This window comes from Marvinbryantia formatexigens DSM 14469 (assembly GCF_025148285.1).
Lineage (GTDB): Bacteria > Bacillota > Clostridia > Lachnospirales > Lachnospiraceae > Marvinbryantia > Marvinbryantia formatexigens.
This window is the reverse complement of the sequence record NZ_CP102268.1, coordinates 774735-786730: the sequence shown is the minus strand read 5'-3', so window position 1 is coordinate 786730 and position 11996 is coordinate 774735. Positions and strand designations below refer to the sequence as shown.

Sequence of the window (11996 nt, the reverse complement as noted above, 5' to 3'; positions counted from 1 at the left end):
AAATGGCAGGCGCAGGGAGGGAAGATATGACGGATGCAGAACTGATTCTGGAAGCGAAAAAAGCGAGGAAGCACGCCTATGTGCCATACTCCCATTTTCAGGTCGGAGCCGCGCTTCTTACAAAGAGCGGCAGGATTTATCATGGCTGCAATATTGAAAACGCAGCGTATACACCGACAAACTGTGCGGAGCGGACGGCTTTCTTTAAGGCGATTTACGATGGAGAACGGGAATTTGATAAAATTGCAGTCGTTGGCGGAGCGGAAGGGACAGATGGCGATGAGCTCTGCTCTCCCTGCGGCGTCTGCCGCCAGGTCATGATGGAATTCTGCGATCCGGAAACCTTCCAGATAATTCTGGCGAATGGAAAGGATAAGTATATCCGGCGCTCCTTGAAGGAAATGCTTCCCTTCGGCTTCGGACCGGAAAATCTGAAATAACGATTTGACGGGATGGGCGTGCAGGCTGCAACCGTATTCTGGCAAGTGTGCGTGTATTGCAGTGATGTGGCAGAAGATGCGTGCAGATTACAATCGTATGTCTGGCAGGTGTGCGTGTAGTGCAGTGATGTGGCAGAAGATGTGTGCAGATTACAACCGTATGTCTGGCAAGTGTGCGTGTATTGCAGTGATGTGGCAGAAGACGTGTGCAGGTTACAGCAACTTGTTAAGTGGCATATACAGGCAATAAAAACCGGACAGTGTACGGAAAAAATATTCCCGACACTGTCCGGTTTTTTATGCTGTTTTAAAGATTACATTTTTGTATTTATCAAGTGCCAGCAGAATGACAAGTCCCAGTACTCCGCAGGAAATGACTTCGCCTGCTCCGACGCTCAGCATCATAAGAGGAATCGGAAGATTAACGCCATATCCGTAGAAAAGGACAAACGGTACTACCACGGTGTTTGCCAGAATAGGCGGAACCGGAACCAGGAATTTCTGCTTCCGCAATGCGTAGGAACCGACCGCTCCGATCAGTGTGGCGATGCTGCCGCAGACAATATCCAACGGAATGGCTCCTCCCAGAAAATTCCCGATGATACAGCCAACAAACAATCCGGGGATCGCTGCGGGCGTAAAATACGGAAGAATTGTTAGGGCTTCCGCAAAACGAATCTGCCCCTGCCCGAAGGCAAGCGGTGCAAAAACAACCGTAAGCACCACATAGATAGCAGCAATTGCCGCTGCCTGCACAATAAACAACACTTTTTTGTCTCTCATATTCAGTTTTCTCCTTTAGTTTTGTTTTACGAGTGGAAGGTCTCGAACACTCGATTCATTCCCGTGGGCAATGAGCCGGGCGGGCACACTTGTGTGTCCATCTGGCGAATGCCGCGGGGGTTAAATACAGCGTATTTAACCGGACGCCGGGAATCGGCGGCAAGCCCCGTAAGACCTTGGTTTTCGCCTCAGTGGGCAGAGCAGGCTGTCAGTGACAGGCTGTTCGCAAGGGCTTTGCAACGAAAGAGAGTATAGCATAATGTTTAGGAAAATGCAAGCCGTACCCACAATGATTTCTACTGTATCTGCTATAAGTTAAAACGCTTCTATCCAGACAGCAATTCGGACAGGGACACATCTGAACATATGAGACTGCTGAACCAGCTAAAAGTGATATGGGGCTTGTAGTTATCGGATTTGAATTAGTGGTATCTACAAAAGCCTGCTGCCAAAGATATTTCTTAGGACATAGCAGGCATGAAAACAGGTAAATCCGGTTTATAATGCCTTTAGGGTAGAAATATAAGGGTGCGGGGAATAAAAGTGGAAATCGGGTTCTGTGATGCGATAGACTGTGGGACCAGACGAAAGGGGAATTGGAATGAATTTCCCGATTTTAAACCGGAGTATTTGCAGGATACCTGCTGCCGTATAAATCCGGAAGAGGTGAGGCATTTCCTATAAAAGAAATCAAAAAATATATGGATACGGATAAAAACAAAATAAATGTTGGAAAGAATATATAGAGATTGATAAAAACACAGACATGTGTTATACTTGGGACATGGGAAACCAGAGCCGGGCGGCTTACCCTCTTTTTTATCGGAGGGGCTAACCCTCCAGACTGAAAAGAAAGGAGGGCGTTGCCAATGTATGTTACATACTCTGATTTGATTCAGATTGGGATATTCATTTGTGCCCTTGTGGGATTGTGTTATACAGTTTTCAAGGAAAGACGAAAATAGCCGCCATTACTCGCAATAATGACGGCTTGACGTAAAAATTAAGCTAATGTATTGAGGGTAAGCCGTGTCTCTGGCTTCCCTTTTCTGTTTTCAATATAGCACATCTGGCAGCAGGATGCAAGGGATTTACTCAAAAATGAGTAATTTCCCCAAAAGGAAGAAAGTCTTTTGCTCAAAAATGAGCGATTCCCAAAATGGAAAAGCAAGTCTGGAAACCTTCATTTCCACGGACAGTATGGGGTAAAGCCCATTTTGGATTGACCTGTTTCCTGTTAAGTACATTCTGTCCGCACAGGGCGCAGAAAATTAAAAGCGCAGCTCGGAAAAACTGATGGAAAAATCATCGTATATACCAGCTCTGACGGAATCGGAAAAGGAATACTCTTCTATACTGTCAGAGGGAAAATTATAAACAGAGATACGGTTTTTATCCGAATCCACAATCCAGTATTCGCGGACGCCGGCAGAGCGGTATTTGAAAAGTTTGGTCATATAATCCATGCGCCTGCTGCCGGGTGAAACGACCTCAATAATCCAATCCGGTGCGCCGGTACAGCCTCTGTCATTGAGCTTGCTTTTGTCGCAGACAACAGAGACATCCGGTTCGACATAGTTTCTGCCATCTTCATTCAGAAACACGGCGAACGGGGCAATATACGCTTTGCAGGAGCCGCTTCTGGATTTGATGTAATTGTTAATACTGGTATAAAGTTCACCAACAATTTCCTGGTGGCGCCTGCTTGGAGGAGCCATGTAATAAATCTGACCGTCTATCAGCTCCGCGCGCGTTCCTTCTGGCAAGGCATAAATATCATCAATGGTATAGGTTTTTTCTTGCGGTAATGGCATTGTAACACATCCTTTCATGGGTAATGCTTTGAAAATAGCAGCGTGCTGTTCTGATATCTTAACTATAGTTTATCCGGCAGCAGGACGCAAGGGTTATTTAAGCGGAAGACGCTTAAAAATGGGCACGTTCCTGCCCGTGACGGATACGGGGCAAATAGAGCGGTTATTCAGTCTTGTCCGGCACATATTCCATTAAGTCTCCCGGTTGACAGTTCAAATATTCGCAAAGATTACTGATTGTGCGTGTGTCGATAATGCCATAACCTTGCTGCAATTTCTTTATAGTTTCGGTACCGACAATTTTATCTTTGCGGAGACTATAAAAAGTTTTCCCGTTTTCAGTTAATAGAATCTCTAATTTTTTGAAGCTGATACCCATTTATACACCTTCTTTCATTTTTTCTGTAAATGGGGTGTTGAAATAAAGATACACCTTTTCCATTTTACAATCATATTATATCATTTGTCACGTACTAAGTCTAGTGTCAATATACACAAAGATAGTACCAGAGAAACGTACTAACTTTAGTGAAAAAGTCAATAGACACGTACTAGAGTTAGTGCTATAATGTATTCATAACAAAGAGATACAGAACAGCGAAGGTTGAAAACGAAGTGGCGCAAGCGTACCGGAGACAACCACATAACACCGGGCAAGGGTAAGGGGATAATGAGATGGTCAGAGATACCTAAGATAGCTTTAAGACCTGCCGGGGCTGTTCCGGGAAAGGATGGCACATGAAAAAATACGATTTAAGCAGGATAATGAAAAAGGCGTGGGAGCTTTTCCGGAAAGCGGAAATCACATTCGCTGAAGCGCTCCACAGGGCATGGTTATCCGCGAAAGCTGCTGAAACCAACCGGAAGCGCATTGAACGCGCGAAAGATGCAGCAGGCGTCACAGAGGAAACAAACACATGGAGCGGCTGGAAAAGTCTCGGTTATGAGGTAATCCACGGCAGCAGGTCCCTGTTTGATGCGGAACTGGTATGGGGAAGCAGAGGGGACGGGGCAGTTTACAGGGCGCGGTTCTTCGGACGTTCACAGGTGGCAGAGACTGCAGCAGGACAGGGGTGAAGATGATGAAAGGAAACTTGCAGGATGTACTTTTCGACTGGTGGTGCTCCGGAAGGACAGATGATTTGCCGGAAATCAAGGAAGGTACCTGTTCTGTTGGAAAATATTTCGGCACATCGGCAGCAGGTGAAGTGTTTATAGAAAACCATATTATCCGCGCGGTGCAGGCTGCTGAAAGAAATGCATTCCTTGGCGGGCTGAATCTGGGGACAAGATTTCCGGAAGGAATATGGTTGAAAAAATGACAGAAGGATACAGGAGCATGAAAATCGGAGAGGTGAAGATTTACCCCTGCTTTGCAGAAAATCCGCCGCGCACCGGAAAGTATGAGGAAAAATCCTGGCAGTATGCCAGAAATGGTCTGGCGGAATCTGATATTGTACTGGATTCACAGGGCTATCTGATAGACGGTTACTGTTGGTATCTGCTGGCACTGGAGCATGAGCTGACGCATGTTCCTGTCAGATATGGGAAACAGCAGATTATAAGGGCGTATCACAGGAAAAGCGGCAGGCTGTACACATGGAGGCTGCTGGAAGCACTGAATGACTGCGCGGCAGCAGGCGACAGGGCTGTTGTACATACACGGCAGGGAGTACGTACCGTTACGGTAGCAGAGGTTGGGGAATACAGACCGGAAGAATACAAAGAACCATTGCGGACTGTTATCAGAGTAAAGAAAAAACAGATATGATAGATTTCTTTGCCAGAGGATTAATTTGAAGCGGTAAAATGTCCGGGACATGCAGGAGCGCGCATTTCAAATGCGGGTGCCTGTTCCGGACCGTCCAGGATGACGAGCCGTAGAAAAATGGGATTGCGGGCGTCCGATGATAAAGGGACAGCGGTATTTTATTCACGGGAAAACGATTGCAGATGTGCAGAAACAGGTTACAGAGCTTAAATACCGGCTGGAACACGGGCTGTTTGTGGCGAAGCAGAACATTACACTTGCAGAGTGGTTTGATACCTGGATGGAGCAATATAAAAAGAACCGGATAAAAATCGGAACATATACAAGTTATAGAAAATATTTTGACTGCGCCATAAAAGAAAGGCTTGGTAGCAGGAAAATAGCAGATATTCGGGGTGAACATATCCAGAAACTTTATAATGAACTGGCGCAGGAGGATTATGCTCTTTCCAGTATCAAAGTAGTATCTGCTGTATTAAATGGCTGTATGCAGCAGGCATTATTCGTGGAATACGCAAAGGACAGTTACTTATACAATTTATTTGCGGTGATGCTCCGCACGGGAATGAGAAGCGGTGAAATCCGGGGGTTAAAGTATACGGACATTGACAGAAAAAAGAATGTTATCCATGTACAGAGAACATTAAAATATATTGAGGGGCAGGGATATCTGGAGGATACCCCGAAAACAAGGACCTCAAAGCGCGATATACCTCTGACAAAAGATATTCTGGAGCTGCTGGAAGCGCAGAAACGGTACTGGGGCTTCAAAGTGACGCGGCTCGACAGTTATTTGTTTTGCAATGAGAACGGCGAACCATTGAGCAGGGACCGGGTGCAGGCTGAGATTGAACGTATTATCAAACAGATTCATGCTGCAGGCCATGAGTTTGAACGTATCACACCACATGTATTCCGGCATACATTTGCTACCAGAGCCATTGAAGCAGGAATGCAGCCGCAGGTACTGAAAACGATTCTGGGGCACAGCTCACTTGCAATGACGATGGATTTATATAGTCATGTATTGCCAGACACAAAAGCGGACGAAATGGAGAAGATTGCAAATGTATTTTGAGGGGATGTTTCCCCTCTTTTTTGATTGCATTACTGTACCAAAAAAGTACCAAACTGCATGAACAGGGATGGAAGAAGATAAAAGAAAAAGCCTGGAAACACTGTATTTCCGGGCATTCAAGCATCTTGATAAAGCAAGATAAAATAACGGGCTATGAAGTTTTGTTTTACGAGTGGAAGGTCTCGAACACTCGATTCATTCCCGTGGGCAATGAGCCGGGCGGGCACACTTGTGTGTCCATCTGGCGAATGCCGCGAGGGTTAAATACAGCGTATTTAACCGGACGCCGGGAATCGGCGGCAAGCCCCGTAAGACCTTGGTTTTCGCCTCAGTGGGCAGAGCAGGCTGTCAGTGACAGGCTGTTCGCAAGGGCTTTGCAACGAAAGAGAGTATAGCATAATGTTTAGGAAAATGCAAGCCGTACCCACAATGATTTCTACTGTATCTGCTATAAGTTAAAACGCTTCTATCCAGACAGCAATCCGGACAGGGACACATCTGAACATATGAGACTGCTGAACCAGCTAAAAGTGATATGGGGCTTGTAGTTATCGGATTTGAATTAGTGGTACCTACAAAAGCCTGCTGCCAAAGATATTTCTTAGGACATAGCAGGCATGAGAGCAGATTGGACAGCGAGGAAACAGCGAAAAATCATCGGGACGGTTGTTTCCGGGCAGCAGATGGCAGTGAGATTGTACGGAAAGTAGTTGGAAAAGACCGTGTACCGGGCATGAAAACAGGTAAATCCGGTTTATAATGCCTTTAGGGTAGAAATATAAAGGTGCGGGGAATAAAAGTGGAAATCGGGTGCTGTGATGCGATAGACTGTGGGATCGGACGAAAGGGGAATTGGAATGAATTTCCCGATTTTAAACCGGAGTATTTGCAGGATACCTGCTGCCGTATAAATCCGGAAGAGGTGAGGCATTTTCCATAAAAGAAATCAAAAAATATATGGATGCGGATAAAAGCAAAATAAATGTTGGAAAGAATATATAGAGATTGATAAAAACACAGACATGTGTTATACTTGGGACATGGGAAACCAGAGCCGGGCGGCTTACCCTCTTTTTTATCGGAGGGGCTAACCCTCCAGACTGAAAAGAAAGGAGGGCGTTGCCAATGTATGTTACATACTCTGATTTGATTCAGATTGGGGTATTCATTTGTGCCCTTGTGGGATTGTGTTATACAGTTTTCAAGGAAAGACGAAAATAGCCGCCATTACTCGCAATAATGACGGCTGACCTTTAAAAGGTTAAGCTTTAATATTCGGGTAAGCCGTGTCTCTGGCTTCCCTTTTCTGTTTTCAATATAGCACATCTGGCAGCAGGATGCAAGGGATTTACTCAAAATTGAGTAATTTCCAAAAGTGGAAGAAAGTCCTTTGCTCAAAAATGAGTGATTCCCAAAATGGAAAAGCAAGTCTGGAAACCTTCATTTCCACGGACAGAATGGGGTAAAGCCCATTTTGGATTGACCTGTTTCCTGTTAAGTGCATTCTGTCCGCGCAGGGCGCAGAGAATTAAAAGTGAAGCCCGGAAAAATTGATGGAAAAATCATCGTATATACCAGCACTGACGGAATCAGAAAATGTATAATCTCCAGTTTCCTCCCGGTCAAAATCATAAACGAGAATGCGGTTTTTATCCGGGTCCACAATCCAGTATTCCCGGACACCGGCAGAGCGGTATTTAAATAGTTTGATGAAATAATCCATGCGCCTGCTGCCGGGTGAGACGACCTCAATAATCCAGTCGGGTGCGCCGTTGCAGCCCCTGTCATTGAGCTTGTTTTTGTCGCAGACAACGGAGATATCCGGTTCAACATAGGTGGAATTTTTTTCATCCAGATAAACTGCAAAGGGGGCAATATTTACCTCGCAATTTCCGTTTTTGTTATCAATATAATCTGCAATAAGACGGCTTAAAAATAATATTATTCTCTGGTGTTTTCTGCCTGGAGGAGCCATGTAATGAATCTGACCATCTATCAGCTCTGCGCGCGTTCCTTCCGGCAAGGCATAAATATCATCAATGGTATAGGTCTTTTCCTGCGGTAATGGCATTGTAACACATCCTTTCATAGGTAATGTTCTGAAAACAGTACCGTGCTGCTCCGATAACTTAACTATAATTTATCCGGCGGCAGGATGCAAGGATTATTTTAACGGAGTAAATTATTGCAAATTTTCGTATTCTTCATCAGAAACCGGCTCGCACCACTGCGTTTTGCAGTTTTCGCCCGGCACTTCGATTGCCAGATGCTGGAACCAGGAATCGGCTGCTGCGCCATGCCAGTGCTTTACCCCGGCAGGAATATGGACAACATCGCCGGGGAGCAGCGCTCTTGCGGGCTTTCCCCATTCCTGATACCATCCGCGGCCGGCAGTAACGAGCAGCATTTGTCCGCCGCCGCTTGCAGCCTGATGGATATGCCAGTTGTTGCGACATTTTGGCTCAAAGGTTACATTGCCGATGGAAACCTGCTCGGTGGAGAGCATATGAAGATAGCTCTGACCGGTAAAATACTGCGCAAAAGCATCATTTGGTCCGCCCTGCGGAAAAACACTCATTTCTTTTTCGTTCATGATAATTACCTCCTATATCCATTTTTCAATTTCATGCTCTGAGCGCAGGATGCTGCCGCCGCGTAGAGCAAGACCGTCCTTTACAACTGCCGCCGGGCAGAGCCTCTGGATATCCCCGATGCTGCTGCCCATGCCGCTGCCCTCGTGAGTGCAGAAGGGACGGATTATTTTCTGACTGAAGTCAAAATGCTCCAGAAAAGTAAAGACCGCCATCGGCATGGTACTCCAGTAATTCGGATAGCCGAGATAAATAACATCATACTGGCTTATGCTCTCCGGGTAATGCAAAAGCTCCGGGCGGGCGTTTCTCTGCTGGTCAGCCTGCGCCTGCGCGATGCATTCGTTGTAGCTTTTCGCGTATGGCTTCACCTGTTCTATTTTAAACAAATCCGCACCTGTCAGCTTCTGGATAATACCGGCGGCAATCTCCGTGTTGCCGGTCTTCAATGTTTTGATTGTGCCGTTTACATAATTTTCGTCTGCTCTGGAATAAAAAGCAATCAGTTCTTTTGCCATATCACAACCTCCTTCTGCCTTTACTATACCACGTATTTTCTTGACAGGGAATCTCCGCCGGGTTATAATAGTATTAACTAAAAGTTTATATGGAGGTGCTGTATGTACAATCCCTTACTGGATACGTTTATTGCTGCCGCCGACTGCGGGAGCTTTACAAAAGCGGCGGAGAAGCTGTATATTTCGCCGACTGCCGTTATGAAACAGATGAACACACTGGAAGCACATCTGAATCTGAAGCTGATTGAACGGACCCCGGCGGGCATCCGTCTGACTCCGGCGGGGGAAGTGATTTACAGGGACGCAAAATTCCTGATAGATTACTCACGAAAATCCATTGCGGATGCAAATGCCGCCGCACATTCCTATGATACGACATTCTGCGTGGGCACGTCTCTGCTGAATCCGGCAAAGCCTTTTATGGATCTGTGGTATCGCGTAAACAAAAGCTTTCCTGATTATAAGCTTCATCTGGTGCCTTTTGAGGACAATCATGAGGGCATCCTGTCTGAAATCGGGCAGCTTGGGAAAAAGTTTGATTTTCTGATAGGAGTGTGCGATTCGAAAGCGTGGCTGTCGCTCTGCAGATTTCTGCCGCTTGGCAGATACCGGAAAATGGTGGCGGTACCGGGAGGACACCGTCTTGCTTCGAGAAAGCGGATTGATGTTAAGGATCTGTACGGAGAAACGCTGATGATGGTTGCGCGCGGGGATTCCGGGGTCAATGATTTTATCCGCAATGACCTGGAACGGAATCATCCGCAGATACATATCGAAGATACGCCACAGTTTTACGATATGTCTGTTTTTAACCGCTGTGCGGAAACGGGCAATGTGCTGCTTACCATCGAATGCTGGCAGGATGTGCATCCCGGCCTGGTCTCGGTTCCGGTAAACTGGGACTACAGCATTCCTTACGGGCTTTTATACAGCTTGAACGCGCCGGAGGATGTGCTGCGTTTTGTGAATGTGGTGAAAGAAGCGGGAATTGAGAAGCAGAGGGAATAGAATATGGCAAAAGCATTTTCTGGTCTATAAAAGTTTAATAATGGCTAAAGAGTGGAAATATATGTAAATTCTCCGTAAGATAAAAGAAAATTTTACAAAGGAGAAATTTGCTATGAAAGACAAGATTGAGAGCTTGCTTTACAGTGTCGGTGCATTTGAGCATTATAAAGGGTATTCCTATTTTGTACAGGCTGTAATGCTTGCAGCGGAAAATCCGGAACGGCTGACGGATGTGTGCAAACAGATTTACACTCCGATTGCAGAGGCAAATCATACCACTCTTTCAAACGTGAATAAAGATATCCGTACTTTACGCGACCATTTCTGGAATAACGGCGGAAAAGAGCGGATTATCGAGTGGACGGGCTGCTCCGCGTGGGAAGCGCAGAAACCGTATCCGAAAGAATTTATCGGAATCATCGTCCGCGTTCTGGAAAATGAAAAATCGCAAAACTGAACCGGAAAATGCATCCGGCAGAGTACAGTCATCCAATGGGATATATCTATCCGGCAAAGTACAGCTATCCGGTGGGATATATCTATCCGGCAAAGTACAGTTATCCGGTGGGATACATCTATCCGGCAAAGTACAGCTATCCGGTGGGATACATCTATCCGGCAGAGTACAGCCATTCGGTGGGACACATTCATCTGTAAAATTCATATAAAAACAAAGGAAGAGCAACGGCAGAAAGGATATCAGCGGATATCTTTTGCCGTTTTTTCTTATGTGCCGGACCTGCTGTTTTTCTTATATCGGGAGGGATGTTGCTTATGCGGCACATTTTTGGCACGTTCTTTGTAAAAACATAATTGATTAAAAAGATGGTATCATAAAATATTTATGATGTCAATAAAATAATAAAAATTTCTTAAAAACGTATAAAGAAATATTTTGGGTATGGCAAACAGGCATATCCTATGATATAATGCTTTCGAACAGCATAACGTCCGGAAACATGACAGAAAGAAAGGAAACAGTCCGGATAAGCGCTGTTCTGCAAAACAGAGCGGCTTGAATTCAGAAAGGAAGTGCTGGCTATGAAAATGCTGTCTGTTGTTCTGCCGGCGTATAATGAGGAAAAAATGATTGTCCGGGCTGCACAGGAAATAGGAAAGGTGCTGGATGACGCCCGGATTTCTTATGAGCTTGTGTTTGTGGATGATGGCTCAAAGGATACAACATGGAGAAAGATTGAGGAAACAGCGAAGGAAAACCCGCATATTACGGGGGTTCACTTTTCGCGTAATTTTGGAAAAGAGGCGGCGATGTTTGCCGGACTTGCCAATGCAAAGGGCGATTGCTGCGTTGTGATGGACTGCGACCTGCAGCATCCGCCGGAGACGCTGGTGGAAATGTACCGTCTCTGGGAAGATGGCTATGAGGTTGTGGAAGGCGTAAAAAGAACGCGCGGAAAGGAAAGCGCGCTGCATAGGGCGAGCGCGGGGCTGTTTTACAGGATTATTTCCAAAGCGGTCGGGATAGATATGTCGCGCGCGTCGGACTTTAAGCTGATGGACCGGCGGGCGGTGGAAGCGATTCTGGAAATGCCGGAGCGCAATGCATTTTTCCGGGCGCTGTCTTCGTGGATCGGTTTCCGTTCCACATCGGTGGAATTTGATGTGCAGGAGCGCACCGAAGGGGAATCCAAATGGTCGACACGGTCGTTGATAAAGTATGCTGTCACCAATATCGTGGCGTTTTCTTCTGCACCCATGCAAGTTGTGACATTTGCCGGGATTGCGGTATTTCTGCTTGGAATCGTGCTTGGCATCCAGACGCTGATAAAGTATTTTATGGGACATGCGGTGGAAGGCTTTACGACGGTGATTCTGCTGATTTTATTGATCGGCAGTATTATTATGATAAGCCTTGGCATTATCGGATACTATATTTCCAAGATTTATGAGGAAGTAAAGGGCAGACCGCGGTATCTGATATCCAGAAAGATAGACAGCCGGATAGATGCGCAGAACGGATAAAATAAGATAT

15 protein-coding genes are annotated in these 11996 nt (G+C 45.9%); 9 read left to right on the top strand and 6 right to left on the bottom strand.

Annotated features, from left to right (window positions below; translation table 11 throughout):
* Window positions 1–26: 26 nt before the first annotated feature.
* The gene (cdd, locus tag NQ534_RS04035; RefSeq protein WP_040782289.1) at window positions 27–440 is read left to right on the top strand and encodes a cytidine deaminase; all 414 of its coding nucleotides are present in this window, start codon (window positions 27–29) and stop codon (window positions 438–440) included.
* Between the two features lie 297 nt (window positions 441–737).
* Here cdd and NQ534_RS04030 read toward each other — a convergent pair whose 3' ends face one another.
* The 3 genes from NQ534_RS04030 to NQ534_RS04020 form a co-directional block, all read right to left on the bottom strand.
* Window positions 738–1223 (bottom strand): QueT transporter family protein, encoded by a 486-nt coding sequence (locus tag NQ534_RS04030; protein ID WP_006861010.1) that lies wholly within the window; start codon window positions 1221–1223, stop codon window positions 738–740.
* A 1271-nt stretch (window positions 1224–2494) separates the two neighbouring features.
* Window positions 2495–3037, bottom strand: coding sequence for a Uma2 family endonuclease (locus tag NQ534_RS04025; RefSeq protein ID WP_006864680.1), 543 nt, complete (start codon window positions 3035–3037; stop codon window positions 2495–2497).
* Window positions 3038–3200: 163 nt separating this feature from the next.
* Window positions 3201–3416 (bottom strand): helix-turn-helix domain-containing protein, encoded by a 216-nt coding sequence (locus NQ534_RS04020; RefSeq protein WP_006864682.1) that lies wholly within the window; start codon window positions 3414–3416, stop codon window positions 3201–3203.
* Between the two features lie 359 nt (window positions 3417–3775).
* On the opposite strand from NQ534_RS04020, the gene NQ534_RS04015 reads away from it, so the two are divergent.
* From NQ534_RS04015 to NQ534_RS04000, 4 genes are all read left to right on the top strand, one after another.
* Window positions 3776–4114 (top strand): hypothetical protein, encoded by a 339-nt coding sequence (locus tag NQ534_RS04015; RefSeq protein ID WP_006864683.1) that lies wholly within the window; start codon window positions 3776–3778, stop codon window positions 4112–4114.
* Complete coding sequence (locus tag NQ534_RS04010) at window positions 4111–4359, top strand: hypothetical protein (protein WP_006864684.1); 249 nt, start codon at window positions 4111–4113, stop codon at window positions 4357–4359. The genes NQ534_RS04015 and NQ534_RS04010 overlap by 4 nt, the downstream gene beginning before the upstream one ends.
* The gene (locus tag NQ534_RS04005) at window positions 4344–4808 is read left to right on the top strand and encodes a 6TM ABC transporter family protein (RefSeq protein WP_006864685.1); all 465 of its coding nucleotides are present in this window, start codon (window positions 4344–4346) and stop codon (window positions 4806–4808) included. Before NQ534_RS04010 ends, NQ534_RS04005 begins: the two co-directional genes overlap by 16 nt.
* Before the next feature lie 136 nt (window positions 4809–4944).
* A complete protein-coding gene (locus NQ534_RS04000) occupies window positions 4945–5886 on the top strand; it encodes a tyrosine-type recombinase/integrase (protein ID WP_006864686.1) in 942 nt (313 codons plus the stop codon).
* 1528 nt (window positions 5887–7414) lie between these two features.
* Here the strand turns inward: NQ534_RS04000 and NQ534_RS03995 are convergent.
* The 3 genes from NQ534_RS03995 to NQ534_RS03985 form a co-directional block, all read right to left on the bottom strand.
* Complete coding sequence (locus tag NQ534_RS03995; protein ID WP_006862278.1) at window positions 7415–7957, bottom strand: Uma2 family endonuclease; 543 nt, start codon at window positions 7955–7957, stop codon at window positions 7415–7417.
* A gap of 111 nt (window positions 7958–8068) precedes the next feature.
* Window positions 8069–8479, bottom strand: coding sequence for a cupin domain-containing protein (locus NQ534_RS03990; RefSeq protein ID WP_006862277.1), 411 nt, complete (start codon window positions 8477–8479; stop codon window positions 8069–8071).
* 12 nt (window positions 8480–8491) lie between these two features.
* The gene (locus NQ534_RS03985; protein ID WP_006862276.1) at window positions 8492–8995 is read right to left on the bottom strand and encodes a flavodoxin; all 504 of its coding nucleotides are present in this window, start codon (window positions 8993–8995) and stop codon (window positions 8492–8494) included.
* A gap of 102 nt (window positions 8996–9097) precedes the next feature.
* On the opposite strand from NQ534_RS03985, the gene NQ534_RS03980 reads away from it, so the two are divergent.
* The 4 genes from NQ534_RS03980 to NQ534_RS03965 all read left to right on the top strand — a co-directional run bounded on the left by NQ534_RS03980 (window position 9098) and on the right by NQ534_RS03965 (window position 11986).
* Complete coding sequence (locus NQ534_RS03980) at window positions 9098–10003, top strand: LysR family transcriptional regulator (protein ID WP_006862275.1); 906 nt, start codon at window positions 9098–9100, stop codon at window positions 10001–10003.
* 112 nt (window positions 10004–10115) lie between these two features.
* The gene (locus NQ534_RS03975; RefSeq protein WP_006862274.1) at window positions 10116–10460 is read left to right on the top strand and encodes a sporulation initiation factor Spo0A C-terminal domain-containing protein; all 345 of its coding nucleotides are present in this window, start codon (window positions 10116–10118) and stop codon (window positions 10458–10460) included.
* Window positions 10461–10495: 35 nt separating this feature from the next.
* A complete protein-coding gene (locus tag NQ534_RS03970; protein ID WP_157200734.1) occupies window positions 10496–10660 on the top strand; it encodes a hypothetical protein in 165 nt (54 codons plus the stop codon).
* Between the two features lie 384 nt (window positions 10661–11044).
* Window positions 11045–11986, top strand: a complete 942-nt coding sequence (locus tag NQ534_RS03965) for a glycosyltransferase family 2 protein (RefSeq protein WP_006862271.1) — start codon at window positions 11045–11047, stop codon at window positions 11984–11986.
* The last annotated feature ends 10 nt before the right edge of the window (window positions 11987–11996 follow it).

Bases quoted from the DNA above. Each gene is read 5' to 3' on its own strand.
- NQ534_RS03995 (WP_006862278.1), bottom strand. From the start codon at position 7,957: ATGCCATTACCGCAGGAAAAGACCTATACCATTGATGATATTTATGCC.
- NQ534_RS03990 (WP_006862277.1), bottom strand. From the start codon at position 8,479: ATGAACGAAAAAGAAATGAGTGTTTTTCCGCAGGGCGGACCAAATGAT.
- NQ534_RS04000 (WP_006864686.1), top strand. From the start codon at position 4,945: ATGATAAAGGGACAGCGGTATTTTATTCACGGGAAAACGATTGCAGAT.
- NQ534_RS04025 (WP_006864680.1), bottom strand. From the start codon at position 3,037: ATGCCATTACCGCAAGAAAAAACCTATACCATTGATGATATTTATGCC.
- cdd (WP_040782289.1), top strand. From the start codon at position 27: ATGACGGATGCAGAACTGATTCTGGAAGCGAAAAAAGCGAGGAAGCAC.
- NQ534_RS04030 (WP_006861010.1), bottom strand. From the start codon at position 1,223: ATGAGAGACAAAAAAGTGTTGTTTATTGTGCAGGCAGCGGCAATTGCT.
- NQ534_RS04020 (WP_006864682.1), bottom strand. From the start codon at position 3,416: ATGGGTATCAGCTTCAAAAAATTAGAGATTCTATTAACTGAAAACGGG.
- NQ534_RS03985 (WP_006862276.1), bottom strand. From the start codon at position 8,995: ATGGCAAAAGAACTGATTGCTTTTTATTCCAGAGCAGACGAAAATTAT.
- NQ534_RS03970 (WP_157200734.1), top strand. From the start codon at position 10,496: ATGGGATATATCTATCCGGCAAAGTACAGCTATCCGGTGGGATATATC.
- NQ534_RS03975 (WP_006862274.1), top strand. From the start codon at position 10,116: ATGAAAGACAAGATTGAGAGCTTGCTTTACAGTGTCGGTGCATTTGAG.
- NQ534_RS04005 (WP_006864685.1), top strand. From the start codon at position 4,344: ATGGTTGAAAAAATGACAGAAGGATACAGGAGCATGAAAATCGGAGAG.
- NQ534_RS04015 (WP_006864683.1), top strand. From the start codon at position 3,776: ATGAAAAAATACGATTTAAGCAGGATAATGAAAAAGGCGTGGGAGCTT.
- NQ534_RS03980 (WP_006862275.1), top strand. From the start codon at position 9,098: ATGTACAATCCCTTACTGGATACGTTTATTGCTGCCGCCGACTGCGGG.
- NQ534_RS03965 (WP_006862271.1), top strand. From the start codon at position 11,045: ATGAAAATGCTGTCTGTTGTTCTGCCGGCGTATAATGAGGAAAAAATG.